Origin of the sequence: Paenibacillus typhae (assembly GCF_900099765.1) — a bacterium.
GTDB classification, from domain to species: domain Bacteria; phylum Bacillota; class Bacilli; order Paenibacillales; family Paenibacillaceae; genus Paenibacillus_AQ; species Paenibacillus_AQ typhae.
In genome coordinates this window covers 1-24,499 of record NZ_FNDX01000009.1, presented here as the reverse complement: position 1 = coordinate 24,499, position 24,499 = coordinate 1, and the positions used below count along the sequence as shown (strand labels likewise).

The window sequence follows — 24,499 nt, the reverse complement described above, 5'->3', positions numbered from 1 at the left end:
AAAATTTAAAATAATATTGACAATTTTCTCTGGGTTAAATATATTGTACTTAAGAATATAAGTTTCCTGAAGGAAACAAATATTGTACAGAGAAATAATTTTACCCCACTATAAAATAGTTGTGCGTGAAAAAGTTCATCGGACAGGAGAGAATACTGTGATCGAAATTAAAGACCTGAATGTGGACTATTTCGGCAACCCGGTGCTGGAGAGCATTGATCTGAACATCCCTTTGGGTTATTCTGTCGGCATTATCGGGCCGAACGGCGCAGGTAAATCAACCTTTATCAAGGCACTGCTTGAGGTCGTCAAAAAACGGAGCGGCTCCGTAAATATTAACGGGACAGATATATCCGGCTGGAAGCGGCGAATTGCCTATGTACCGCAAAAGAATGATATTGACCTGTCGTTCCCGATTACAGTACGCAATACGGTTTTAACAGGAACCTACCCAGGCCTGAAGCTGTTCCGGCGTCCCGGTAAAAAGGAGCAGGAGATCGCCGAGCGCTGCATGGCAATGGTGGATATCGGGGATCTCGCGAACCGGCAGATCAGTAATCTGTCAGGGGGACAGCTGCAGCGGGTGTTTATAGCAAGGGCGCTCGCCCAGCAGGCGGAGGTTTTTTTCCTCGACGAGCCGTTTGTCGGCATTGATCTGGTCAGCGAGACGATTATCGTCAAGCTGCTCAAGCAGCTGCGGGCTGAGGGCAAGACCATCCTCATCGTTCATCATGACCTGCATGAGGTCGAGGACTATTTTGACAAAATCATCATTCTCAATAAAAAGCTGATTGCCTTTGGCGATGTTGGCGATACGTTCACCACCGGTAATATCCGCAGAGCGTATGGAGCTTCCTTGGGCAATGTGATCATCCGAGGGGCGGGGGGTGAGGCGCATGATTAATCTTTTATCCGACTTACTGGACATTCCCGTGTATGCCCTTAACGCCGGACTGTCGGCGGTTATCCTCGGCATTGTGTCCGGCGCGCTGGGCAGCTTTATCGTACTCCGCAAAATGTCGCTGATGGGCGATGCCTTATCCCATGCTGTTCTGCCCGGGGTTGCGCTATCTTATATACTGGGCATCAACATTCTGCTGGGTGCATCCCTGTTCGGACTGCTGGCAGCCATACTGATTCAATTTATAACCAGCCGCAGCAATATCAAAAGCGATACGTCCATCGGCATCATTCTTAGCTCTTTTTTCGCACTAGGCATCGTTCTGATTACCTTTGCGCGGAGCGGGCTTGACCTGACACATATCCTGTTCGGCAACATTCTGGCGGTTCCGCAATCCGAGCTTACCCAATCTTTTATTATCATGCTTGTTGTCATTGCCATTATCACTTTGTTATATAAGGAGCTGCTGATCAGCTCATTTGATCCGGTGGTGGCCAAAGCTTACGGGCTGAAGACAGGCTTCTATCATTATCTGCTGATGATGCTGCTCTCTGTAGTTACCGTATCCTCGTTGTCACAGGTCGGCATCGTTCTGGTTATAGCAATGCTGGTTATCCCGGCAGCTACCTCGTACTTGTGGACCAAGACGCTGTTTCACATGATTATGCTGGCCTCGGCGGTTGGCGCCGTATCCGGGATAGCTGGAGTTATCGTGAGCTTCCGGTATAATCTGCCGACAAGTGCCACAATTGTACTGGTGGGCATGGCACTGTTTGCGGTTTCCTTTATCTTATCGCCCAAAAACAATTTCCTCGGGAAAGGATTGAAGACACGATGAAGAAAATATTGCTGCTGCCGCTTTCTCTGCTGCTCCTGCTGCTTGCTGCCTGCTCCAATACTACCGCCGGAAGAGGAGATAAGGATAAGCTCCAGATTGTAGCAACCTATTCCATCATCGCGGATATGGCTGAGAATATTGCCGGCGATAAGGCGGAGGTCTACAGCCTTGTCCCTGTCGGAACCGATCCGCATATGTATGATCCGCTGCCTGCGGACACAAGCAAGGTATCCGGGGCAGACCTGATCTTTTATAACGGCATGAATCTGGAGACTGGTAAAGGTTGGTTCCAGGATCTGCTCGATGTAACCAATAAAAACGGTGCCGCGTTTGCTCTGACCGAAGCTGTGACTCCGATCTATCTGACGGAAAAGGGCAAGGAATCACAGGTTGATCCCCATGCCTGGCTGGACATCCAGAATGCTGTTAAATATGTATCTGTCATAACTGAACAAGTAATTAAGCAGGACCCTGACAACGAAGCATATTACCGCAGCAATCAGGAAAAATATGTTGCTGAGCTGAACAGTCTGGATCAATATGCAAAGGATGCTGTGCAGCAGCTTCCTGAAGATAAACGTATTCTGGTAACGAGCGAAGGGGCATTTAAATACTTTTCGCAGGCCTATGGACTGGAGTCCGCTTTTATCTGGGAGATTAACACCGATAGCCAGGGAACACCGGAGCAGATGAGCCGGATTATCGGAATTATCGAAGATAACAGCATTCCGGCGCTGTTCCTCGAGACGAGTGTAAACCCTAAGACGATGGAGACGGTTTCTGCGGAGACTGGGGTGCCGATTCATTCCAGAATTTTCACGGATTCAGTCGCCAAAGACGGCGAAGAGGGGGATACTTACCTTGGGATGATGCAGTGGAATATCGACAAGGTGGTAGAAGGTTTATCAGGACAATAATATTTAGGTTTATAGATTAAATGAGAATCAAACCTTCATTATAGAACCCCCTGCTAGGCCGATGCTTAGAGCAGGGGGTTGTTTGGTTATAAATAGCTATCACAAAATGTTATTGACCCGCACAGCAATGATATCTACAATTTGAAATGACACAACATGCAGCAGAAAGGGGTTCAGGCGGCAATGGATTGGAGCAGCATCTTCACTCTAATTGTATCTATTATCACCGTACTTAATATTATTCTGGCCGGAGTCGTCGTTTTTATTGAGCGCAGGGACATCGGGTCTACCTGGGCCTGGCTCATGGTCCTGTTTTTCATTCCGGTGGGCGGCTTTCTCTTCTATGTGTTTTTCGGAAGACAGCTCAAGAAGCGCAACTTCTATGCGCTCAGCGCAGAAGAACGGATCTATCTGCAGGCGGCCATTGATGAGCAGGTCATGACGGTTGATTACCAGGGGGGGCTTACTGCCAAATATGCAGATTTGCTCAAAATGAATCTGCGCTCCTCCAACGCGCTTATAACATCCGACAATGAAATTGAAATCTTCGATGACGGGGAAGCCAAATTCAATGCCATGTTCCAGGATATCCGGAATGCAACCAAGGAAATCAATGTGCAGTATTATATCATTCAGCCGGATGCGCTGGGCCGCAGACTGCGGGACGAGCTGACCGCCAAGGCCAAAGCAGGCGTAACGGTAAGGCTGCTGTATGATGAGATCGGCTCGCGGCAGACATCACGTGCATTTTTTAAAGACCTGATCGCACATGGGGGCAAGGTAGAGGTATTCTTCCCGTCACTGTTCCGGCTCATCAATCTGCGGATCAACAACCGCAATCACCGCAAGCTGTGTATCATTGACGGAGAGATTGCCTATATCGGCGGATTTAATGTCGGGGATGAATACCTGGGACTGGACAAGAAAATGGGGTATTGGCGTGATACCCACTTCCGGATGAAAGGCAGTGCGGTCAATCAGATTCTCGGCCGGTTTCTGCTGGATTGGAACAAGGCAGCTCCCCGGGGCGAGGAAGAATCCGAGCAGCTCCCGCTCCCGATGGAGAAACACACAGGCAGCAGTGTGGTACAGATTATCTCCAGCGGACCCAATTCACAGACAGAGCATCTCAAGAATATGTACCTCAAGCTGATTGCCTCTGCCAAAAAGAGCATTTACATCCAGACCCCCTATTTCATACCTGATGCCAGCTTTATGGATGCCTGCAAAATAGCGCTGCTCTCCGGGGTAGATGTGCGCATAATGATCCCGAACAAGCCTGACCATATGTTTGTATATCCGGCAACGCTGTCGCATGCCGGTGAGCTGCTGCCGTACGGAGTCAAAATCCTGCAGTATGAGAAGGGATTCATGCACGCCAAAACCATCGTTGTCGATGAGGAAATTGCTTCGGTCGGCACGACGAACATTGATACCCGCAGCTTCCGTCTGAATTTCGAGGTTAACGCGCTTGTCTGCGATGAAGGTATTGCCAGCGAGCTTCATGAGCTGTTCCTGAAGGACAGCATGTCCTGTACGGAGCTGACACTCGAACGATATGAGGCCCGTCCGAAGCTGCTGAAGTTTAAAGAGGCGGTAGCGAGGCTGCTGTCACCGATTCTTTAGCATAACAAAAGGGTGTCCCCAGACGGGACACCCTATTTTTTACGTGAATCCAAGAATTATGAGGCTTGTTCAAACTGGCTGTTATACAGCTCTGCATAGAAGCCGTTCTTCGCCAGCAGCTCGCTGTGGCTGCCGCTCTCCAGTATATCGCCGTCCTTCAGTACCAGAATGACGTCGGCATTCTTGATCGTCGACAGGCGGTGGGCAATAACGAAGGAGGTTCTGCCTTCCATCAGCTTATCCATTGCCTGCTGGATCAGCAGCTCGGTCCGCGTATCGACCGAGCTGGTAGCCTCATCCAGAATGAGCATCGGCGCATTTTTCAGCATCGCCCGGGCAATCGTCAACTGCTGCTTCTGGCCGGCTGAGAGATTGACCTTATCGCTCAAGACCGTATCGTAGCCGTGGCTCAGGGTCTGAATGAAATGGTGCAGGCCGACAGAGCGGCAGGCGGCTTCGATCTCGGCATCGGTTACGCCTGTTTTGTTATACACCAGGTTCTCTCTTACCGTTCCTTCAAACATCCAGGTATCCTGCAGCACCATACAGAAGAGATCGTGAATGTTCTCTCTGGTCAGGCTGCTGATCGGTGAACCGTCGATGTAGATTTCCCCGCCAGTCAGCTCGTTGAAACGGATCAGCAGGTTAATCAGTGTGGTTTTGCCTGCACCGGTCGGGCCGACGATGGCGATCTTCTGGCCGGGCTGTACCTCGGTTGAGAAATCTTTAATAACCGGATTCTCCGATTCTTCATAAGCAAACTGCACATGCTCAAAGGTAACATGGCCCTTTGCCGTAACCAGCCTGGTCTTCTTGTGATCTTCATTATCCATTTCCTCTGCGTCCAGAAATTCAAATACACGCCGGCTTGCAGCGGAAGCGGCCTGCAGATTTTGTGCGGCCTGCGCCATCTGGGCAAGCGGCTGGGTGAAGAAACGGACGTACATAATGAAAGCGACAATGACGCCAAAGGAGATGGAACCGTTGATCGCCAGTACAGCACCGACCACACAGACGGCCACATACCCGAGATTCCCGATAAAGGTCATCAGCGGCATCATCAGCCCGGAGAGAAACTGCGCTTTGAAGACGCTCTGCTTCAGCGACTGGTTCAGGGAATCGAAGGTTTCGCGCATCTGCGCTTCCCCATTGTAGGCTTTTACAACGGTATGTCCGGTATAGACCTCCTCGACATGCCCGTTGATTTTACCCAGGAATTCCTGCTGGCTCTGAAAATATTTCTGTGATTTCTTCATTAAGACGGACATGAGGCCAAAGCCGATCAGTGTTGCGGCAATTCCCGTGAGGGTCATAATCACATTGGTCTTGAACATCATGATCATGGAGCCGGCGAACAGTGCGATTGCTGTAACCAGGGTACCGACGCTCTGGTTCAGCGCCTGCCCGATGGTATCCACGTCGTTGGTAACCCGGGACAGAATATCGCCGGTTGCAGACTTATTATAGTAAGAGATCGGCAGACGGTTCATTTTACGGGACAGGTCGCTTCTGAGGCTCCTGGACACTTTTTGCGTGACCATTGACATGATAAGGCCTTGACCCAGAGACAGCACAGCGCTAAGCGCATAAATGAAGATCAGGAAAAATCCGATTGAAGTAACAGCATCCAGATCAATGCCGGTAGCGATGCCTGCGGTGATCAGATCGGTCAGCTCCGAGAGCTGGTCCGGTCCAAGCAGAGTGAGGATGGTACCCGCAGCTGCGCTTATGACCGCAATCAAAATGACAGGAATATGCGAACGGCAATATTGGAGTAGCCGGCTCCAGGTGCTTGGCTGATCCGATTTCTTTTTCATTAGGCAAGCTCCTCCTTCGACAGCTGTGAATAGGCGATTTCCTGATAAATGCTGCAGGATTCCATCAGTTCTTCATGTGTTCCCATACCGGCGATCTGCCCGGCTTCCAGGACGATGATCTTGTCCGCATCCTTGATCGTACCGATCCGCTGTGCCACAATCAGCATGGTTGTGCCCCGGGATTCCTTCTTCAGCTCGCTGCGCAGTTTACGGTCTGTCTTGTAATCCAGCGCCGAGAAGGAGTCGTCAAAGATCAGAATTTCCGGACGGCGGGCGATGGCCCGTGCAATGGACAGCCGCTGCTTCTGGCCGCCGGACAGATTGGTTCCGCCCTGGGCGATATGGGCATCGTAGCTGCCGTCCATTTTCTCTACGAAATCTGCGGCCTGTGAGGTATAGACAGCATCCACCACATCGGAATTCAGATCACGGCCGTTATCACCGAAGGCAATATTGGAGGTTACCGTGCCGCCGAACAATACTGCTTTTTGCGAGACATAGCCCATTTTATTACGCAATGCGCTCTGTTCATACTGATTTACGTTAATGCCGCCGACAAGCACTTCACCGGATGTAGCATCGTAGAAGCGTGGAATCAGGTTGACGACAGTGCTTTTGCCGCACCCGGTTGAACCGATAAACGCCACCGTTTCCCCCTTCTTGGCCGTAAAGCTGATGTTCTTGAGTACATAATCCTCGGCATCCGGGTATTTGAAGCTGACATTCCGGAATTCCACCTCGCCGGAGTGGCTTGAAGGAGCGGCCGTTAGTGAACCGTCTGTCAGGCTCGGCCGGGTCTCCAGCACCTCGTTAATCCGCTTGGCCGAGACATGTGCACGGGGCATGAGAATAAAGATGATGATCAGCATCATAAAGGCCATAACGACCTGCATCGCATAAGAAGAAAAGACAATCATATCGGAGAACAGGCCCATTTTGGCGCCGGCATCGGCAGATTGGATCATCACTGCGCCGATCCAGTAAATCGCCAGGCTAAGGCCGCTCATAATCAGGGTAATGCTCGGCATCATGGCAGATAATACATTGTTTGCGAACAGATTGGTCCGGGTCAGCTCATCGTTCGCTGTGCCAAATTTGTCCTCCTGATATTTTTCGGCATTATAAGCACGGATTACCCGAATTCCTGTAAGATTCTCTCTGGCTACACGGTTCAGATTATCCGTCAGTACCTGCAGCTTCTGGAATTTCGGCAGCACCAGTACCACACAGATGCCGACAATGACGATCAGGACACCGACGGCTGTGCCTGTGGCGAGCGACCATTGCCAGCTTTTTCCGGTAATTTTGAGAATGGCCCAAACGGCAAGCAGTGGAGCCTTAATCAGCAGCTGCAGGCCAATAACAATCAGCATCTGTACCTGGGTAATGTCATTGGTTGAACGGGTTATCAGACTAGCGGTTGAGAAGCTGTTGATTTCCTCCATCGAGAAGGACTGCACCTTGTTAAACAGTCTGGAACGAACTCTGGCAGAAAAGTTCGCGGCAATTTTCGCCGCAATCCCTGCGACAATGATGGAGGTGGCCAGACTTCCCAGTGCACAGAGCAGCATCCAGCCCCCGGTGGCGGCTATCTCGGACATCTTACTTCCGGGTGTCTGGATTAGCCGGGTGATATCGCTCATATAATCAGGCAGCTCCAGATCGAGCCAGACCTGAGCAACGATGAACAAGACGCTGAAAGCGAATAAGGCCCATTCCCTCGGCTCAAGATGTTTAAGCAGTTTAATCATAAGCGTGACTCCTTTAGACAATATGGGATGTTGCTAGTAGCATAGCGGAGGAAGATAAACTGAACATTAACTATGCTGAGAACAGCAAAAAAGCCCTGAAGCAGCAGGGCTGTTGTTTCAGGGCTGAAGGTGTTCTGCGGGCAACGTTACGGTAAACAATGTCCCCTGGGAGAGGAAGCTATCACATGTAATGGTTCCGCCGTGCAGCTGTACGATCTTGCTGACAATGGTCAGGCCGAGGCCATTGCCTGCAGTAGAGTGGGAGGTATCCTGCTGATAAAATTTATCGAATATCTTCGGCAGAGCCTCGGGTGAAATACCGGGGCCATTATCCCGGAATCCGAAAGTGATACGGCCATTCTTCCTGTTCATGCTTATCCCGATTTCGCCGCCCTCCGGCGTGAACTTGATGGCATTATCCAGCAGATTCAGCCAGACCTGATTGAGCAGCTCCTTATTGCCTTCAAGCTCATAATCATGCAGGTCCACATTCAGGGCAAGCTGCTTTTTCTCAAATTTGGCCGTCAGCAGCAGTAAGCACTGGCGGAGCTGCTCCCCGGCGTTGAAGCTTTTTTTGTCGGTCAGAATGGTCTGGGTTTCGATCTTGGACAGCTCCAGGACGTTTGAAGCGAGCGAAGCCAGCCTGGCCGATTCCTCAATGACGATATCCAGGTATTCATCCCGTTCCTCTTTGGGAAGGTCGTCATGCTTGAGCATTTCGGCAAAGCCTTTGATCGAGACAATCGGGGTTTTGAATTCATGCGAGAAATTGTTTACAAAATCGGTGCGCAGAATCTCGATCCCGCCCAGCTCCTCAGCCATCCGGTTGAAATTCTCGGATAGAATCCGGAATTCCGGCGGCCGTGTGAGCTTCAGCCGCATGGAGAAGTCACCGCTGGCCAGCCGGTCTGTTGCATCTATAAAGATTCGGATGGATTTGACCATCCGGCGGCTGGTTACAGCCGATATAGCCGTGCCGATGATAATGCAGGCAATCAGAATGAGCAGAGGGAGAACAGTCCTGTCCCTGATAATCCCCTCATTGATCAGGCCGAAGACATCGGCCAGATAGAACAGCAGTCCCGTAACAATGACCGTTATCAGAAAGATGAAGAAGACCGCAAGCGAAAAGAGGAGCGGCAGGCTGAGCCTGCTGCCTAGCTTTTTGCCTATTGTACTGCCTAGTTTAATCAAGCTTTATTCACCGCCTTATACCCGAGACCGCGCACCGATACCAGCTCGAATTCCGGATAGGCTTCAAAACGCTTCCGCAGCCGGTTAATATGCACATTTACTGTGGTATCCGCACTTTCATTATCCATACCCCAGATTTCATCCATCAGCTGGATGCGGGTAAAAATCCGGTCCGGGTAGGACAGCAGCTTGTACAGCAGATAAAATTCCTTCTGCGGCAGGGTTTGCCGTTCATCCTCGCGGGTTACAGTGAGTGATTCATAATCGAGAATAACCTTGCCGATCACAAGCTTGCGGGCAGTGGCAATCTGGGAACGCCGCAGCAGGGCCTGAATCCGCAGCAGCATTTCTTCCGTGTCGACCGGCTTGGTCATATAATCATCGGTTCCCAGCCGGAAGCCTTTCTTCTTATCCTCCGGAAGATGCTTGGCAGTCGCCATCAGGATTGGAATCTGGCTGTTCGCGGCCCTGACTTCTGCGGCAAATTCGTAGCCGTCCATGCCCGGCATCATAATATCAAGAATGATTAGATCAATATGCTGTATATCAAGCATTTCCAGGGCTTTAAGGCCGTCCTCAGCTGTAAAAACGTCATAGCCTTCGCGCTTCAACACTGCTTCAAGCAGTCTTCTGACATGCTTGTCATCTTCCACTACGAGTATACTGATCATGTCTAGGGTTCACTCCATATCGGGATTAAGCTGATTAAAGGTACAGTGCCATCGTATCATCTTTATTTTGCTTTGAACAAGCGGCTGTATAAAAACCCTGAAACCGCAGTACCCTATAGGGGCAAAATGATGCCTCAAAGGAGATGTGCATACAATGGGAAAACAGACGAAAGCGACACCGGTTACCAAGGATAATCCGAACAAGACAGCTTCGGCCTCAGCCATTCCTTCTAATAAGAAGGAAACGGAGTTTGCAGACGAGCTTTCAACCAGCGATATCGAATCGGCCTTCAAAAATCCGGTTACCGGTGAAGAGCGGATGTACTAGGATTGCACAAAAACAGCTGCAGACCAGGACGGGGAACAGGTCCGGGAAGCAGCTGTTTTTGCTGAATTCTGTTACTTTTAATAGTCTGCACTCAAATGCTCAATCAGTATCCCCGCAAAACGGCGGGCAATCCGTATTTCCGGCTGCCCCGTCTGGGCGTCTTGTCCTGCACTCATGCACATTTTCTGAAGCAGGGCCATCATCGAGGTGAAAATAAATTGGGCGGTCTCCAGCGGCTCCGGGTCCTGCAGCAGAGATCCGTCCTTCATACCGGTTTCCAGCGCATGCATTAAGAAATGCTGTTCCTTTTCTCGCCCGATAAATGCCTCGTATTGTGCTTTCAGTACTGTTCCCGCTTCATAAGCCTCGTAATGCAGGTCAAACAGAAGAATGAACCGGATGCAGCCCGGATGCGCAATACCATACTCAATCCATGCATTCAGCATGGAGACAAGCATTTCCCTGCCGCTCATACCGGCTGATGCTGCTTTTTTGACATATCCGGTCATGCTCTCCAGAATTTCAATCTGAACTTCAAAGACCAGCTCGTCGATGGACTGAAAATGCTTATAAAAGGTCACCCGGCTTATCCCTGCCAGACTGCAAATTTCCTTTACATTTACTTTGAGAAAGCTTTCCCTGATAAACAGCTCCTTTGCGGCAGCAATCAGGTCTTCCCGGTTTCGGGTTTTGAGGTTGTTATGCCAGGTTTCAGTCATGGGCCGCCGTCCGTTTCTGGTGGGTTTTCGGAGCGTGAACCGTTAAGAAGAGTGCAGAGGCTAGAATGCCTGCCCCTAAAATGTAAGGCATATGGATATGCCAGTCAAACAGCTGACCTGCAATAACCGGGCCCAGAATGCTTCCTATACTCGTATAAGTTGTGCTTAAACCCGCTGCATATCCCTGACGGTCGCCGGCGGCGTTGGCAATAATGGTGCTCAGGGTTGGCCGCAAAAAAGCATTAAAGGCGAAAAATAAACCCGACACCAGCAGCAGATACCCGAGATTAACTGTAACGAGCATTAACAACAGAGCTGCTGCGGTCATCACGAGTGAGATGCGGATCAGCTTCATTTCGCCGAGCCTTTTGATAACACGGTCCAGCAGCCACACCTGCACTATAATTCCGATCACCGCGCCGACCGTTATCAGCACCGAGATTTGCGCCGCATCATAGCCATATTTCTGTTCTACAAAAAGGGCATACACAGTTTCATAATTCATCAGGCCGAAGGTAATGATTAAGATAAGCAGCAGGTACTGGAAATAGGAGGTGCGGAAGGAATTCCGGATCATGCCGGTAACCGGTTCCCGCTGATCTCTAGCTCTGGCAGCGGCGCGCATCTCCTGCGGCAGCGTTTCAGGCATGAAGAAGCACAGCAGCATGGCGACAAAGCCCAGTCCTCCGGCAAAAAAATAGGGAATACGGATACCCAGTTCCGCGATCAGCCCGCCTAACCCGGGGCCCAGCACCATCCCCAGGTTCATCGATGCCCCCAGATAACCCATGCCCTTGGCACGGGTATCCGGAGTAGTCATATCCGCAACGTAAGCCATATTGGCCGGAACCATGATTCCGACTCCGATTCCCCCGATAAAGCGGGCTATGTATAAGATCGAGAGTGTATCACCAACTGCAAACATAAGGTCGGAAATGACGGTCAGAAGCAGACCGGCTATCAGCATCGGCTTCCGGCCCAGACGGTCCGAGAGCTGACCGCCGATTGGAGAGAAAATAAATTGCGCGGCCCCAAATGCGGCGATGAGGTATCCGGCCGCGGCTCCGGCTGCGTTGAACTGCTTCAGGTATTCAGGCAGGATGGGGATAACCATGCCTTGACCAAGCAAAGCAATAAACAGATTCAGCATAAGAATGAATAACGGGAATTTGGCAGATTTGGATAAGCTGCTCATAGGGTTGCCTCCTTCAAGGTTTACACGGTGATAATATTTACAACGTGTAAACCATGATAAACGAAAACTGTAAAACTTACAAGCCTGATTCAGGTGTCCGGCATGATTCCGGATTACAACAGGCCTGATCAGGGTAAACATTGTTAACTCAAACGCAACCCAAAATTCATTAACGGAGGCTGAGATATGACACAACTGAACAGTAATACCGGAGCGGCGATTCTCGGAATGGGTACAGCTCTGCCGCTTTATTCTATAGCACAGGCAGATGTAGCCGAGCTAATCGCTTCATCGCTGCAGGACAATCCGGATCTGGCCCGCTTTGCCAGGAGAATCTTCAAATCCTGCGGTGTCGAGAACCGTTATACCTGCGATGACAGCTACCTTGGAACGGCTGAAACGTGCCGGTATCTCCCCTCCGGTGACCGGACGGATATTCCTACGACAGAGGAGCGGATGAAGAAATATCAGCAGGAAGCACCTCCGCTTGCTCTGGAAGCCGCCAAGAGATCCCTGCAGGACGCGAATCAGGCTCCAGCTGAAATCACACATCTGATTACTGTCAGCTGTACCGGCCAGTATCTGCCGGGCCTGGATGTCATGCTGATAAATGAGCTTGGGCTATCGCCGCGTGTGAACCGGCTTCCGTTAATGTTTCAGGGCTGCGCAGCCGGACTAAAAGCAATCCAGATGGCCCGGGATGTGGTGCTTGGTGCTCCCGGCTCCAAGGTGCTTGTCGTCTGCGTTGAACTGTGTACGCTTCATTTTCAGCCGGTAAAAGAACGCGAAGCTTTGTTTGCAGCCTCCTTTTTCGGCGATGCTTCTGCTGCCTGTGTGATAGGCGAACCGGGGGTTAAACATAAGCATTGCCTCAGCCTGGGCAAGGGTTACTCAGTATTGCTACCGGATTCCACAGAGGATATGACCTGGGAGGTAGGCAATACCGGGTTCGATCTATATTTATCTCCGCGGATCCCTAAACTGCTGGGGGCCCACCTCGAAGCAGAGCTTGGCCAGCTCCTGGGAGACAGCCCGCTTCCGGAGCTGTGGGCCATTCATCCGGGCGGACGGGGCATTGTCGATTCCGTACAGGAGGTTATGAAGCTAAGTGACGAGCAGACACGGTACAGCAGGGAAATTCTGAGAACCGCAGGTAATTTGTCCTCCGCCACCATTCTGTTTGTGCTTGAGTCCATGCGCCGGGACATGGAAGCCCGTAACGAACAGACGAAGGAAGGAGTCGCAATGGCCTTTGGGCCGGGCCTGACCGCCGAGCTGATGTCCTTCACTTATGTTCCGGCGTATTCACCTTCCTATCAGGAGGCAGGCCATGCCGTTTTTTAGAACCTTGTCGGTGCGTGCCAAAGAGGATGAGCTGATGGATGACTTTTCCATGGGCGGAGCGGAGCTCAGTGAAGCCTTGAAGCATCTGCGGCGGCTGAACCGGATTTTCGCTGCACCCGGCCCTACAAGGGACGGGGTAGAGAAGCTCTGGCAGGCGATCGGACAGCCCCGGAAGCTCAGTATCCTCGATGTCGGCGCCGGCTCGGGGGATGTTAATATGAAGCTGCTGGAGTGGGCGGACCGGAAAGGAATCGAGCTTGATATTATGCTGGTCGATATGACGGAGGAGGCCTGCGAAGAAGCCAGGCAGCTGTTCCGGCACGAACCAAGAGTAAGGGTAATGCGGGCTGATCTGCAGGAGATTGCCGATGCCTCAGCTGATATTGTAACCGGCTCCCAGTTTGTACATCATTTTGACGGGCAGCAGCTGGTGGATATGGTGGACCATATGCGGAGAGCGTCAAGGTACGGTGTGGTGATCAATGATATCCACCGTCATCCGGTATCCTACACCGCAGTATGGGTTATGACCCGGATGATCTCGCGCAACCGGTATATCCGGCATGACGGGCCGTTGTCGGTAGCGAAAGGCTTTAAGGGGAGTGACTGGCAGGAGCTGAAGCAAAGGCTTCAGGCCGATGCTATGACCTATACCTGGAAGCCGCTGTTCCGTTATTCAGTAGTAATCCCGAAGCAGGTGATCAGCCGATGATGAAGCAGACGGATGTCATAGTAGCCGGTGCGGGGATTGCCGGAAGCAGCAGTGCCCTTCAGCTGGCCCGTCTGGGTCACCGGACGATTCTGCTGGACCGGCAGGAATTCCCCCGGCACAAAACCTGCGGGGAGTTCATGTCTCCCGAGACGAAGGAAATGCTGCAGGTGCTGGGCATTAATCTCGGGGAGCATACACCGGCCCTAGGGAGGATGGACAAAGCCCGCATTATACTGCCCCACGGCGGGGAAATCGGGGCGCCGCTGCCTGGGAATGCAACCGGAATAAGCCGGTATGAGCTTGACCGGATTCTCCATGAGAAGGCACAGTCGGCAGGGGCAGAAATTATAACCAAAGCTGTAGTTACAGGAATCCGTAAGCTGGATGATAACCGTTACGAGGTGGAAACCAGGGAGGGAGACAACAAGGTCTCATATCAGGCCCGCGCTGTGATCGGTGCCTACGGAACCAAGAAGCCGCGCGGTGTGGCTGCCTCAGCTGAAGATACAAGAGACGATACCGTCTATATCGGTATCAAATCCCATTACAGCGGGATCACCATACCGGATCAGGTGGAGCTGTACTTCTGTGAAGGAGGCTATATCGGGATTTCCCCGATTGAAGAGGGGAAAGTAAATGTTGCGGCGCTGCTGACTCTGGATTCCGTCCAGGGCAGCGGGAAATCGGTGCAGGAGATTCTGCAGACGGCCGCACGGAGTAACCGCCGGCTGGCAGACCGACTGTCAGAAGGAAAACCGGTGGCCGGTACCCAGGTATCCATTGCACCGGTACGTTTGTCGGATACTCCCGAGCCGTGGTCGGAATTTCCGCATATCGGTGATGCCATGCTGATGATCCCGCCGCTCTGCGGCGACGGAATGTCGATCGCCCTGCGTTCCGCGCTGATCTGCTCAGGCTGGACTGACCGTTACCTTAAAGGAATGATCGGATATGAGGAATGGCAAAACGGATATTCAGCGGAAGCAGACCAGACCTTTACCCGGCTTCTAAGACGGGCACGGAGAATTCAAGGGTTGGCCTTTTCCAGAACCAACAGGCTGTACCCCGGTCTGGCGCGGGTTTTCCCGGGGCTGGCCAGGTATGTAGTCAAAGCAACGCGATTGTCGGAGACCGGAATGGCCCGGTAAGAAACAGTCTCTTCAAACCGCCTGTATGGCGGTTTTTTTATATGTCTTAAAATATTTACAATAATAATATATTTATATAAAACATTATTTTATTGAATAACGATAAATGTAATGATATGATACTGACAACAAAAATAAACGAGGTGTTACGCATGAACTCATTATCCGGGGTGAACTCCGCAATGAACAGAAAGGTGAGAAACGGTTTTACCCAGCTGTTCCATTTCGGGTATCATCAGGCGATGAGCTGTATTTTCCCCGTAGCTATCTTTGGTACGCTAGCTTTGTCCGGGGCGGTAAATCTCCCTTTTATCCACCGTTATGATGCCATTCTGCTCGTCCTGCTAACCGTTCAGTACCTGATGTACCGCAGCGGACTGGAGACAATGGATGAAATCAAAGTGATCTGTGTCTTTCACATTATTGGCCTGCTGCTGGAGATTTACAAAGTAAGCATGGGGTCATGGGCTTACCCTGAACCGGGCTTCAGCAAAATATTCGGCGTACCGCTGTACAGCGGATTTATGTATGCCAGTGTCGCAAGCTTTATGTGCCAGATCTGGCGCAGGCTGAGCATGGATATGACCGGCTGGCCGGGTCTGCTTCCTGCAGGGCTCCTGGGCGGAGCCATCTACCTGAACTTTTTTACCCATCATTTCATTCCGGATTTCCGCTGGTGGCTGACCGGGCTCGTGCTTATTGTATTTTGGCGGACCTGGATCCTCTACCGGGTCCGGAATGTTACATACCGGATGCCGCTGACGCTGGCGTTTGTAATCGTCGGTTTTTTTATCTGGCTGGCTGAGAACATTGCGACATTCTTTAATGCCTGGAAGTATCCGGATCAGCATCAGACATGGCAGATGGTTGGCTTCGGCAAAATCAGCTCCTGGTTTCTGCTGGTTATCATCAGCGTCATTATTGTTGCCCAGCTTAAACATGTGAAGGCAGGAAGGGCAGACCGCCAGTCCGGATAGACACTTTATACATGCCGGATGAATGTACGACTTCGGGATTAAAAAAGGAGCCTGCACGTAATGTGCAGGCTCCTTTTATGCCCTATAGAAGCAGCTGTTCAATTAATTCGGGGAAACATTCATGTTCACGTTAAGGCTCTCATCCCGGATGTCGCCGACGATTTCCTCCAGAAGGTCTTCCATCGTTACAATCCCGATGATAGCTCCTGATGTGTCCGTAACGGCAGCCATGTGTACACGGGTCTGCTGCATCCGCAGCAGGACATCGCGCAGGTTCTTGCCGGACGCAAACTTCGGAATATCGTGAATAAACGTCTGCCAGCTGGCTGTCCGGCCGGCGGCGATGCTCGTAAGCATCTCTTTGGTATTGACGTAACCGGTATACCGGCCGGTGCCGTCAGCAGCTACTACAGGGTAACGTGTATAATCATGTCTGCCCAGGATTTCAATAAGCTTTTCTACAGCCATATCATGCTGTAATGTTACAACATTCGATACCGGTACGATGATTTCACCAAGTGTGCGCTCATCAAAGGCAAAGATGTTGTTCAGATAGACAAGCTCCGTTTTGTTGATTTCTCCGCTCTCGTAGCTCTGGTCAACGATCCATTTCAGCTCTTCTTCGGAATGGACCGTTTCGTGCCCGGCAGGCTTAACCCCGAAGATACGGAGCAGCAGGCGGGCGGAACCGTTCAGGGCTACAATGAACGGGTATGTGATTTTACCGAACCAGTACAGCGGAGGGGCAAGCAGCAGAGTCATCCGTTCAGCGAACTGGATAGCCAGCGTCTTTGGTGCAAGCTCACCGATAACCACATGCAGGAAGGTAATGATCGACAGGGCAATCAGATAGGAGAGCAGCGTCGATAACGCGGCCGGTACACCCATCTGGTCAAACAGCGGATGCAGAATCCGTTCTACCGTCGGCTCACCGAGCGCCCCCAGGACGAGGGCAGTAATCGTAATGCCAAGCTGACAGGCGGATAAATAGTAATCGAGATCATGTGCCACTTTTTTGGCGATGACCGCTTTTTTATTGCCTTCACTGATTAATTGATCAATCCGTGACATACGTACTTTTAGAATCGCAAACTCGGCTCCGACAAAAAAAGCGGTAAGACCGATAAAGATCGCAACCATAATTAAATTTATCGTAATAACTCCGTCCAAAGTTTTCCCTCAGCGTGAGGGATTCACCTCCAAAGTAATAGATAAGACATTCTTATTGCTGTTTTATTGCTGTTTTATTGCTGTAACTGCGGCTGTTTGTAGTGCAGAATGACCTGCTTGATCTGGAAATTATCCATTTCCATAATCGTCCAGTTTTGTCCGCCGGCCTTGAATTCATATCCCGCTTCAACAGACGTACCTTCACGGAATTGAATCCAGCCGCCGATCGTGTCAATTTCATCACTGTCCTCAAACGTAAAGCCGAACTGCTCCTCAATATCCTCCAGCAGCACTCGTCCGCTGATAACATAAGTCTGTTCATCAATCTGCTGAATCTCCGATACCTCATCTGCATCGAATTCATCGCGGATCTCTCCGACCAGCTCCTCCAGGATATCCTCCAAAGTGAGAATTCCGGCGGTACCGCCGTATTCGTCAATAACCAGAGCCATATGCATCTGTTCCTGCTGCATTTTGAGCATCGCTTCCTTAATAGGCGTTACAGAAGATACAGTAGGGAGACTCCGTACAAATTCCTTAAGATGTGGGTCTCGGCCCGCAATAATGTGCGGAAGCATCTTCTTCACGTTAACTACGCCAAGAACACGGTCCTTATTACCAGTCTCGATGACCGGATAGCGGGTATAGTTATTGGTGTCGAGTATGCTGACGATATCTTCATTCGACATATCATAGTCCAGGGCGACCATTCCGGTCCGAGGTATCATAATATCCTTGGCTATACGCTCATCGAAGGAAAATACATTTTCCAGATACTCCAGCTTCTGTTCATTAATCTCGCCGCCTTCAAAGCTCTGGGCCATAATGATCCGGAGCTCTTCTTCCGAGTAATGCTCTTCATGGCCTGCAGGCTTGACACCGAACATGCGCAGGACGACCCGGGAGGTTCCGTTCAGCGCCACTATAAACGGGTGCATGATTTTGCCGAACCAATACAGGGGCGGGGAGAGGAGAAGTGTAAGCTTTTCAGAAAACTGGATCGCCAGTGTCTTCGGTGCCATCTCTCCGACAACTACGTGCAGAAAGGTTACAAATATAAATGCGATTGCATAAGACGCTACTGAAGCAGAAGATTCAGATACATTGAAATAATCAAAAACAGGGTAGAGAATACGTTCTACCGCCGGCTTACCGATGGCACCCAGACCGAGTGCAGTTACTGTAATCCCGAGCTGGCAGGCGGACAGATAGTAGTCCAGGTCTCCAACCACTTTTTTAGCGATTACTGCCTTTTTGTTGCCTTCATCGATCAGCTGTTCAATCCGTGACATCCGCATTTTTACGGCTGCAAATTCTGAAGCTACAAAAAAAGCCGTCATTACAATTAATATGGCAAGGATAATTAGGTTAGTTAAGGTTATTAAATCCAATCCTTTCCCTCAAAAGAGGGATTCACCTCCAAGTTGAATTAAGGACGTATTTGTGATTCAAACATAAACACCGGGATACTCATACAGCCGTAGAAGCGGATCAATGTAGGAGCACAATCCATTTGCAATATCGCCTTCCCATTATTGTTCGCCCCCCTCCATAAGATATACGAAAGAGTATAACATAGTTCAACCCAAACCATCCAGTTGCACGTTATGGTTTACGAGTTTTACGCGGTTGAAGCATTTCTGGCAGTAATATTCAGAATAGAAGCTCCAAGCCATTCTGCAGAGACAGAAGCAGTTCATTACAGATGAATACAACCTCACGCTGGAGTGCTTCAAAACAGGGCAGAATCCATCCAAACATACGGAAAGATATACCATGACACAAGGGAATGATTTTACCTACGGCATGAAACCAAGCTCTCCAATGATGCCTATGCAAACGGCTGTGGAGATTAACGATCAGACGATCTCGCTCAGTATGCTGAATGTGCTGAAGCAGGGTGCAGTAGTCAAAACGACAGCAGCGCTCGAAACAACGAATCCGGTTGTGCGCCGTGTATTAGCTGATTCCTTGCCGAACTGTATAGAGATGGCTTATGAAATATCCGTTTATCAGAATAAAAACGGCTATTACCAGGTGCCGCAGCTGGCCCAGCAGGATATGCAGCAAATGGCGAACGGTTACGCTCCTGCTCCCATTCAGCCGGCTATGACAGGGAACCTACCTAACAATCGGCTTCAGTAAAAATAAAACAGAGCAGAGATTCTTCCGCTTATGGAGGAACTCTGCTCTGTTATTTCTTTTTAAGTATCGTTAAATAAGGACATAGGTGGCTCTGAGTGGGCCGTGGACACCGACAACAAGCTGCATTTCAATATCCGCGGAATTGGAAGGTCCGGAGATGAAGTTGATGGAGGAGCCGACCGGCTCGCCTGCTTCAATCCGCCGGTTCAATGCTGCCGCTGCCTGTGTGGAACGCAGCACGATCCGTTCTCTTTCAATTATGGCGATATAATGCTCAGGCAGAAAGTGGAGGGCACGTCCCTGATCCGGCCGGCTTTCCACGACAATCGTTCCAGATTCAGCCAGTACATAATCTGCGAATACGACTACGGTATTGGCCGTTTCTGAACGGCTGATATTCTCCTCGCGGCCGGCAGCTTCCGACCATTCCGTTGAACCCTGAAAGCTCAGATCATAGCAGGCAAACCTCGAATCACCCGAAGTTATTACCGAACCGCCGCCGTTGGCGGCGATCAGATCATCAAGCGTCTGCTGCAGAATCTCAGGTGTGGATTCAATCAGCTGGGTATGGATGAAGAAGCACTGCTCCTTCAGAATATCAATCAGATCGGCACCCGTAAGCGTCCCATAACTATCGGGCATCATACTCTTGATATCCGGACGCTGAACGTTGTAGGGCCGCTCCCGGCCGAGACTGGAAGCCACCCGGTTCAGAAAGGATTCCCTGTTGTTGTTTTTATTTTTGGTAGTCATTGTTTTGTACCTCCCTGACGTTCCTTCATCCAGGTACGGAAGCTGTCCGCTTGCTTGACCGGCTGATTCAAATCACGGACGCCGACCCAGCCCTGGATCAGTCCCGGTCCTCTGACAATCCGGCCATGCTTGCTCATCATCCGGCTGCCCGGATTGGCCAGACGCAGTACCTTACCGAACAGCGAAGGGGAGGAGAGCAGGCGGCTTGCCGCTTTCATCTGGAAGCGGTCGGCAGCACCGGTCCGCTTCTCCTTCACGATATTCTGCCGGTGCATGATCAGCTGCTCGTGCAGCGGGATTTTGACCGGACATACATCTGTACAAGCCCCGCATAGACTGGAGGCAAAGGGCAGCTCCTTATAATCATCATATCCGCCGAGCAGCGGCGTAATGACCGCTCCGATCGGGCCCGGATAGATGGAGCCGTAAGCATGCCCGCCGATATGCCTGTAGATAGGGCAGACGTTCAGGCAGGCGCCGCAGCGAATGCACTGCAGAGCCTCGTTGAATTCGCTTCCCAGAATCTCGGAGCGCCCGTTATCGACGACAACGAGGTGGAATTCATCAGGGCCATCGCTTTCTCCCGGGGCTTTGGGCCCCATGACGGTGATGTAACTGGTCAGCTTCTGTCCGACAGCACTCCGGCAGAGCAGATTGTCCAGCACCTCCATTTCCTCCATAGTCGGAACGATCCGTTCCATCCCCATCACAGCGATCTGAGTCTTGGGAATAGCGGCTGTCAGGTCACCGTTGCCTTCATTGGTCACCAGATTGATCGCCCCCATATTGGCTACAGCGAAGTTGCAGCCGGTAATCCCGACATCCGCCTCCAGAAACTTCTGGCGCAGCACTGCTCGGGCGTGGCGGGCCAGCTTCTCCGGGCTTTCATCCCCTGTATAGCCAAGCTTTTCTGTGAATACGCGCTTAATCTGGTTGCGGTCCTTATGCAGGGCAGGAGCCACAATATGTGACGGCGGGTCCCAATCATCGATCTGTAATATATATTCGCCAAGGTCAGTCTCGATCAGATCACAGCCGGCTTCAATCAGCACCTTGTTCATTTCAATTTCCTCAGTGACCATGGACTTTGATTTGACGATTTTCCGGGCCTGCTTCGAGACGACAACGTCCCGAATATAGCTGCTGGCCTCTTCCTTGGTTGCGGCAAAATAGATATGGCCGCCTCTGGCTTCAATATTATCTGCCAGCTGATTCAGATAAAAATCCAGATTCTTCAGGGTATGCTGGCGTATGGTCTGGCCGACAAGCCGCCATGCTTCCCAGTCACCGAGTGCCGTAGCGGCTGTAAGCCGTCTGGTCTTGAGACTGTCCTGTGCAGAGCTTACGGCACTGCGCATAAATGTATTGCCGATGCCGTCCGCTGTCCGCTCCCCGAACTCCCTTTTATCTGTCTTCAGGCTCATGAGGGGATACCTCCTTTGGCTGCGGCTGTCTCGCCGGTATGGTTCAGCACTTCTGCAATATGCATAATTTTTACTGGAACTCCTTTACGGGACAGACGGCCGCCGATATTGAGCAGGCAGCCCATATCCGCGCTGATCAGTATATCCGCTCCGGTTTCAACCACACTTTCGCATTTTTCATCCACCATCTGGCTGGAGATGTCCGGCATTTTCACCGAAAAGGTACCGCCAAAGCCGCAGCAGTTGTCGCTGTTCTTCAGCGGCTCAAGCTGCAGTCCGCGGACCTGCTCCAGCAGCAGATAAGGGGTTTCCTTTTCACCAAGCAATCTTGTCATATGGCAGGAACGGTGATAGGTTGCCGTGCCTTCAAGCCTTGCCCCGACATCCGTGATTCCCAGCACTCTGACGATAAATTGGGTGAATTCATACGATTTCTCTTTTAAGGCAACCGCTTTCAATTCCCAGTCCGGATCACCTTTGAAAATCTTCGGGTACTCATGGAACATGGCTATGCAGGAGCCGGAGGGACCGACAACATAATCAGAGTGCTCAAAGGCGAGCATCATATTTTTCATGGCAAGCTTGGAATCCTCCAGATACCCGCTGTTATAGGTGGGCTGGCCGCAGCAGACCTGCGAAGCCGGAAAATCAAGCTCACAGCCAAGCCTTTCAAGGACTTCAACCATTGCTTTTCCCGCTGAGGGGGTCATAAGGTCTACTAAACAAGTCGAAAAGATGCTTACTTTCATTCCTGTTCCTCCAATCGCAATGTTGATAGTTATAGCTTAACTCAAGAAGTCAATGAAAAACAACACAAAAACACACGATAAATGTGTATGTTGTTGACATAAAATGTTGTTAGCGTTTACACTAGGAGGGAAGTGATGGAATAATTTATCTTGAGGGGGATTAACAGTGGAAAAGCATTTGATGTACATCAACGGCCAATTTACCGAATCAGAAACCCAAGAGTGGATGGATGTCACCAACCCGTCAACCGATGAAGTCATTTCACAGGTACCCAAAGCGACCAAAAATGATGTCGTGCGTGCGATCGATGCTGCCGATGCAGCACAGTCAGCCTGGGAAGAAACCCCTGCAGTAGAAAGAGGAAAGTATCTGCATGCGATTGCAGACGGAATCCGTGCTGAGGCGGACAGTATTGCCAGACTTATTTCTGAGGAAGTAGGCAAAACGCTGGAGCTATCCACGGTGGAAGTCCATTTTACCGCAGACTACCTGGATTACATGGCTGAATGGGCACGCCGCTACGAGGGTGAAATTGTCCAGAGTGACCGCGATAACGAGAATATTTTTGTATTCAAGCGGGCCATCGGAGTTACCACAGGGATTCTGCCCTGGAACTTCCCGTTTTTCCTGATTGCCAGAAAAATGGCACCGGCCTTGATTACCGGTAATACGATTGTAGTAAAGCCGAGTGTGGAGTCACCTAATAATGCGATAGCTTTTACCAAAATTGTAGATAAAGTCGGTCTGCCAAAGGGCGTATACAACCTGGTTACAGGCAGAGGCGGCGAGGTCGGCAATGAGCTGGCCAGCAACCCGAAGGTCGGCATGGTCAGCCTGACAGGCAGCGTTCCGGCCGGGCAAAAGGTCATGGAGGCCGCAGCCGAGAACATTATCAAGGTCAGTCTTGAGCTTGGCGGTAAAGCACCGGCGATAGTAATGGCTGATGCGGATCTGGATCTGGCGGTTAAAGCGATCGTTGATTCCCGCGTCATCAATACAGGCCAGGTATGTAACTGTGCCGAGCGCGTGTATGTTCATGAATCGATTAAGGATGAATTCACCTCCCGTCTGGTTGAAGCCATGAAGGCTGTGAAGTACGGTAATCCTTTAGTGGATACAGGCATCCAGATGGGACCTCTAATCAACAAGGCCGCCCAGGATTCCGTACAGCAGAAAGTGGACCGGGCAGTTGAAGAGGGCGCAAAGGTTCTGCTCGGCGGTAAAAAGGTTGAGGGCACCGGTAGCTTCTTTGAGCCAACGGTCATTGCCGATGCTACCAACAAGATGGAGATCGTGCAGGAAGAGATCTTTGGGCCGGTTATCCCGATTGTAACATTCGCAACCCTGGATGAAGCGATCGAGCTGGCGAATGACAGCGAATTCGGCCTGACTTCATCCCTGTATACGCAGAACCTGAATGTGGCGATGAAGGTAATCAAACGGCTGAAGTACGGGGAAACCTACATCAACCGCGAGAACTTTGAAGCGATGCAGGGCTTTCACGCCGGCTGGCGCAAATCCGGCATCGGCGGTGCCGACGGCAAACACGGCTTGAATGAGTATCTGCAGACTCAGGTTGTGTACCTGCAGTATGATAAGTCGGTTAACTGATGTACGGTGAATGAGGAATGTAAGCGACGTATGAACACTGATGTCTGAAAACAGACGGATGTTATTAAATCAATGCTGCAACATGGATAACTAATGATGTGCAATAACTAATGATGTGCACTAATATTATTTTAGCTACAGGCTCCCGGGCTTTCCGGGGGCTTTTTTGTTTGGGCGTGCCCAGAGGCACGCATTATCTAGTTGGTGCAAGTCCAACCAAGAGAGGGGCCAAGCCACTCTTGTAGCTAGGATGCTTGCGCATGGCGAAATCTGTGTGTAAAAGCGCATCGACAAAAGTACCGGTCAGAGACCGGGCGAGCAACAACCCAGGCCGCAACATCAAGTGAATCCTGCCGCGTCGTCAAAAAGGCCCTGCAAAGGGGAAAAGAGGGAGCCGAGTCTCGCTAAACTGGACGAAGGCCATGGAAGCTGTAAAGAACTTGGTACAACAGCGAAGAACCCTCCGGCGTAGAGGGAACGGCATGGTTTGAAAGATAATGCAGTGAAC

General features: G+C 50.9%; 21 protein-coding genes and 1 pseudogene. 11 read left to right on the top strand and 11 right to left on the bottom strand.

Features of this window, described 5'->3' with window-relative positions:
* Nucleotides 1-160: 160 nt before the first annotated feature.
* From BLR64_RS10165 to cls, 4 genes are all read left to right on the top strand, one after another.
* The gene (locus BLR64_RS10165) at nucleotides 161-904 is read left to right on the top strand and encodes a metal ABC transporter ATP-binding protein (protein WP_208607164.1); all 744 of its coding nucleotides are present in this window, start codon (nucleotides 161-163) and stop codon (nucleotides 902-904) included.
* The gene (locus BLR64_RS10160; protein WP_090714008.1) at nucleotides 897-1,739 is read left to right on the top strand and encodes a metal ABC transporter permease; all 843 of its coding nucleotides are present in this window, start codon (nucleotides 897-899) and stop codon (nucleotides 1,737-1,739) included. The genes BLR64_RS10165 and BLR64_RS10160 overlap by 8 nt, the downstream gene beginning before the upstream one ends.
* Nucleotides 1,736-2,656: a metal ABC transporter substrate-binding protein gene (locus BLR64_RS10155; protein WP_090714007.1), complete on the top strand. Its 921-nt coding sequence runs from the start codon at nucleotides 1,736-1,738 to the stop codon at nucleotides 2,654-2,656. Before BLR64_RS10160 ends, BLR64_RS10155 begins: the two co-directional genes overlap by 4 nt.
* A 183-nt stretch (nucleotides 2,657-2,839) precedes the next feature.
* On the top strand, nucleotides 2,840-4,282 hold the full coding sequence (gene cls, locus BLR64_RS10150; protein WP_090714006.1) for a cardiolipin synthase: 1,443 nt from the start codon (nucleotides 2,840-2,842) through the stop codon (nucleotides 4,280-4,282).
* A 56-nt stretch (nucleotides 4,283-4,338) separates the two neighbouring features.
* Here the strand turns inward: cls and BLR64_RS10145 are convergent, their stop codons facing one another.
* The 4 genes from BLR64_RS10145 to BLR64_RS10130 all read right to left on the bottom strand — a co-directional run bounded on the left by BLR64_RS10145 (nucleotide 4,339) and on the right by BLR64_RS10130 (nucleotide 9,715).
* Nucleotides 4,339-6,099 carry an ABC transporter ATP-binding protein gene (locus BLR64_RS10145; RefSeq protein WP_090714005.1) on the bottom strand — a complete coding sequence of 587 codons (1,761 nt, stop codon included), beginning with the start codon at nucleotides 6,097-6,099 and terminating at the stop codon, nucleotides 4,339-4,341.
* Nucleotides 6,099-7,850 (bottom strand): ABC transporter ATP-binding protein, encoded by a 1,752-nt coding sequence (locus BLR64_RS10140; RefSeq protein ID WP_090714004.1) that lies wholly within the window; start codon nucleotides 7,848-7,850, stop codon nucleotides 6,099-6,101. The genes BLR64_RS10145 and BLR64_RS10140 overlap by 1 nt, the downstream gene beginning before the upstream one ends.
* Before the next feature lie 117 nt (nucleotides 7,851-7,967).
* Entirely contained in the window at nucleotides 7,968-9,044 is a 1,077-nt protein-coding gene (locus tag BLR64_RS10135; protein WP_244157660.1) for a sensor histidine kinase, read from the bottom strand.
* The gene (locus tag BLR64_RS10130) at nucleotides 9,041-9,715 is read right to left on the bottom strand and encodes a response regulator transcription factor (protein ID WP_090714003.1); all 675 of its coding nucleotides are present in this window, start codon (nucleotides 9,713-9,715) and stop codon (nucleotides 9,041-9,043) included. Before BLR64_RS10130 ends, BLR64_RS10135 begins: the two co-directional genes overlap by 4 nt.
* A gap of 154 nt (nucleotides 9,716-9,869) precedes the next feature.
* Between BLR64_RS10130 and BLR64_RS30270 the strand changes: the two genes are divergently transcribed.
* The gene (locus tag BLR64_RS30270) at nucleotides 9,870-10,043 is read left to right on the top strand and encodes a hypothetical protein (RefSeq protein ID WP_167360643.1); all 174 of its coding nucleotides are present in this window, start codon (nucleotides 9,870-9,872) and stop codon (nucleotides 10,041-10,043) included.
* A 77-nt stretch (nucleotides 10,044-10,120) separates the two neighbouring features.
* On the opposite strand, the gene BLR64_RS10125 is transcribed toward BLR64_RS30270, so the two are convergent.
* The gene (locus BLR64_RS10125) at nucleotides 10,121-10,762 is read right to left on the bottom strand and encodes a TetR/AcrR family transcriptional regulator (protein ID WP_090714002.1); all 642 of its coding nucleotides are present in this window, start codon (nucleotides 10,760-10,762) and stop codon (nucleotides 10,121-10,123) included.
* Nucleotides 10,755-11,957, bottom strand: coding sequence for an MFS transporter (locus BLR64_RS10120; protein WP_090714001.1), 1,203 nt, complete (start codon nucleotides 11,955-11,957; stop codon nucleotides 10,755-10,757). Before BLR64_RS10120 ends, BLR64_RS10125 begins: the two co-directional genes overlap by 8 nt.
* Before the next feature lie 186 nt (nucleotides 11,958-12,143).
* On the opposite strand from BLR64_RS10120, the gene BLR64_RS10115 reads away from it, so the two are divergent.
* From BLR64_RS10115 to BLR64_RS10100, 4 genes are all read left to right on the top strand, one after another.
* Nucleotides 12,144-13,301 carry a type III polyketide synthase gene (locus BLR64_RS10115; RefSeq protein WP_090714000.1) on the top strand — a complete coding sequence of 386 codons (1,158 nt, stop codon included), beginning with the start codon at nucleotides 12,144-12,146 and terminating at the stop codon, nucleotides 13,299-13,301.
* Nucleotides 13,288-14,013, top strand: coding sequence for an SAM-dependent methyltransferase (locus BLR64_RS10110; RefSeq protein ID WP_090713999.1), 726 nt, complete (start codon nucleotides 13,288-13,290; stop codon nucleotides 14,011-14,013). The genes BLR64_RS10115 and BLR64_RS10110 overlap by 14 nt, the downstream gene beginning before the upstream one ends.
* Nucleotides 14,010-15,161 carry an NAD(P)/FAD-dependent oxidoreductase gene (locus tag BLR64_RS10105; RefSeq protein WP_090713998.1) on the top strand — a complete coding sequence of 384 codons (1,152 nt, stop codon included), beginning with the start codon at nucleotides 14,010-14,012 and terminating at the stop codon, nucleotides 15,159-15,161. Before BLR64_RS10110 ends, BLR64_RS10105 begins: the two co-directional genes overlap by 4 nt.
* 182 nt (nucleotides 15,162-15,343) lie before the next feature.
* Nucleotides 15,344-16,138: a DUF817 domain-containing protein gene (locus tag BLR64_RS10100; RefSeq protein ID WP_090713997.1), complete on the top strand. Its 795-nt coding sequence runs from the start codon at nucleotides 15,344-15,346 to the stop codon at nucleotides 16,136-16,138.
* Nucleotides 16,139-16,240: 102 nt separating this feature from the next.
* Here the strand turns inward: BLR64_RS10100 and BLR64_RS10095 are convergent, their stop codons facing one another.
* Together BLR64_RS10095 and BLR64_RS10090 are read right to left on the bottom strand one after the other, a co-directional pair.
* A complete protein-coding gene (locus BLR64_RS10095) occupies nucleotides 16,241-17,308 on the bottom strand; it encodes a hemolysin family protein (protein WP_090713996.1) in 1,068 nt (355 codons plus the stop codon).
* 74 nt (nucleotides 17,309-17,382) lie between these two features.
* The gene (locus BLR64_RS10090; protein ID WP_090713995.1) at nucleotides 17,383-18,699 is read right to left on the bottom strand and encodes a hemolysin family protein; all 1,317 of its coding nucleotides are present in this window, start codon (nucleotides 18,697-18,699) and stop codon (nucleotides 17,383-17,385) included.
* 271 nt (nucleotides 18,700-18,970) lie between these two features.
* Between BLR64_RS10090 and BLR64_RS10085 the strand changes: the two are divergent.
* Nucleotides 18,971-19,453, top strand: a pseudogene (locus BLR64_RS10085) (spore coat protein); the annotation flags it as partial.
* 69 nt (nucleotides 19,454-19,522) lie between these two features.
* Here the strand turns inward: BLR64_RS10085 and BLR64_RS10080 are convergent.
* From BLR64_RS10080 to BLR64_RS10070, 3 genes are read right to left on the bottom strand one after another with little or no spacing between them, the layout of a single operon-like run.
* Nucleotides 19,523-20,206 carry a LutC/YkgG family protein gene (locus BLR64_RS10080; protein WP_090713993.1) on the bottom strand — a complete coding sequence of 228 codons (684 nt, stop codon included), beginning with the start codon at nucleotides 20,204-20,206 and terminating at the stop codon, nucleotides 19,523-19,525.
* Nucleotides 20,203-21,630, bottom strand: coding sequence for a LutB/LldF family L-lactate oxidation iron-sulfur protein (locus tag BLR64_RS10075; protein WP_090713992.1), 1,428 nt, complete (start codon nucleotides 21,628-21,630; stop codon nucleotides 20,203-20,205). The genes BLR64_RS10080 and BLR64_RS10075 overlap by 4 nt, the downstream gene beginning before the upstream one ends.
* Nucleotides 21,627-22,379: a (Fe-S)-binding protein gene (locus tag BLR64_RS10070; protein WP_090713991.1), complete on the bottom strand. Its 753-nt coding sequence runs from the start codon at nucleotides 22,377-22,379 to the stop codon at nucleotides 21,627-21,629. Before BLR64_RS10070 ends, BLR64_RS10075 begins: the two co-directional genes overlap by 4 nt.
* A gap of 166 nt (nucleotides 22,380-22,545) precedes the next feature.
* Between BLR64_RS10070 and aldA the strand changes: the two genes are divergently transcribed.
* Nucleotides 22,546-23,991: an aldehyde dehydrogenase gene (gene aldA, locus BLR64_RS10065; protein ID WP_279615460.1), complete on the top strand. Its 1,446-nt coding sequence runs from the start codon at nucleotides 22,546-22,548 to the stop codon at nucleotides 23,989-23,991.
* The last annotated feature ends 508 nt before the right edge of the window (nucleotides 23,992-24,499 follow it).

Excerpts from the sequence above, each read along its gene's own strand:
- BLR64_RS10160 (WP_090714008.1), top strand. The coding sequence starts at position 897 with ATGATTAATCTTTTATCCGACTTACTGGACATTCCCGTGTATGCCCTT.
- BLR64_RS10155 (WP_090714007.1), top strand. The coding sequence starts at position 1,736 with ATGAAGAAAATATTGCTGCTGCCGCTTTCTCTGCTGCTCCTGCTGCTT.
- cls (WP_090714006.1), top strand. The coding sequence starts at position 2,840 with ATGGATTGGAGCAGCATCTTCACTCTAATTGTATCTATTATCACCGTA.
- BLR64_RS10145 (WP_090714005.1), bottom strand. The coding sequence starts at position 6,099 with ATGAAAAAGAAATCGGATCAGCCAAGCACCTGGAGCCGGCTACTCCAA.
- BLR64_RS10140 (WP_090714004.1), bottom strand. The coding sequence starts at position 7,850 with ATGATTAAACTGCTTAAACATCTTGAGCCGAGGGAATGGGCCTTATTC.
- BLR64_RS10130 (WP_090714003.1), bottom strand. The coding sequence starts at position 9,715 with ATGATCAGTATACTCGTAGTGGAAGATGACAAGCATGTCAGAAGACTG.
- BLR64_RS30270 (WP_167360643.1), top strand. The coding sequence starts at position 9,870 with ATGGGAAAACAGACGAAAGCGACACCGGTTACCAAGGATAATCCGAAC.
- BLR64_RS10125 (WP_090714002.1), bottom strand. The coding sequence starts at position 10,762 with ATGACTGAAACCTGGCATAACAACCTCAAAACCCGAAACCGGGAAGAC.
- BLR64_RS10120 (WP_090714001.1), bottom strand. The coding sequence starts at position 11,957 with ATGAGCAGCTTATCCAAATCTGCCAAATTCCCGTTATTCATTCTTATG.
- BLR64_RS10115 (WP_090714000.1), top strand. The coding sequence starts at position 12,144 with ATGACACAACTGAACAGTAATACCGGAGCGGCGATTCTCGGAATGGGT.
- BLR64_RS10110 (WP_090713999.1), top strand. The coding sequence starts at position 13,288 with ATGCCGTTTTTTAGAACCTTGTCGGTGCGTGCCAAAGAGGATGAGCTG.
- BLR64_RS10105 (WP_090713998.1), top strand. The coding sequence starts at position 14,010 with ATGATGAAGCAGACGGATGTCATAGTAGCCGGTGCGGGGATTGCCGGA.
- BLR64_RS10100 (WP_090713997.1), top strand. The coding sequence starts at position 15,344 with ATGAACAGAAAGGTGAGAAACGGTTTTACCCAGCTGTTCCATTTCGGG.
- BLR64_RS10080 (WP_090713993.1), bottom strand. The coding sequence starts at position 20,206 with ATGACTACCAAAAATAAAAACAACAACAGGGAATCCTTTCTGAACCGG.
- BLR64_RS10075 (WP_090713992.1), bottom strand. The coding sequence starts at position 21,630 with ATGAGCCTGAAGACAGATAAAAGGGAGTTCGGGGAGCGGACAGCGGAC.
- BLR64_RS10070 (WP_090713991.1), bottom strand. The coding sequence starts at position 22,379 with ATGAAAGTAAGCATCTTTTCGACTTGTTTAGTAGACCTTATGACCCCC.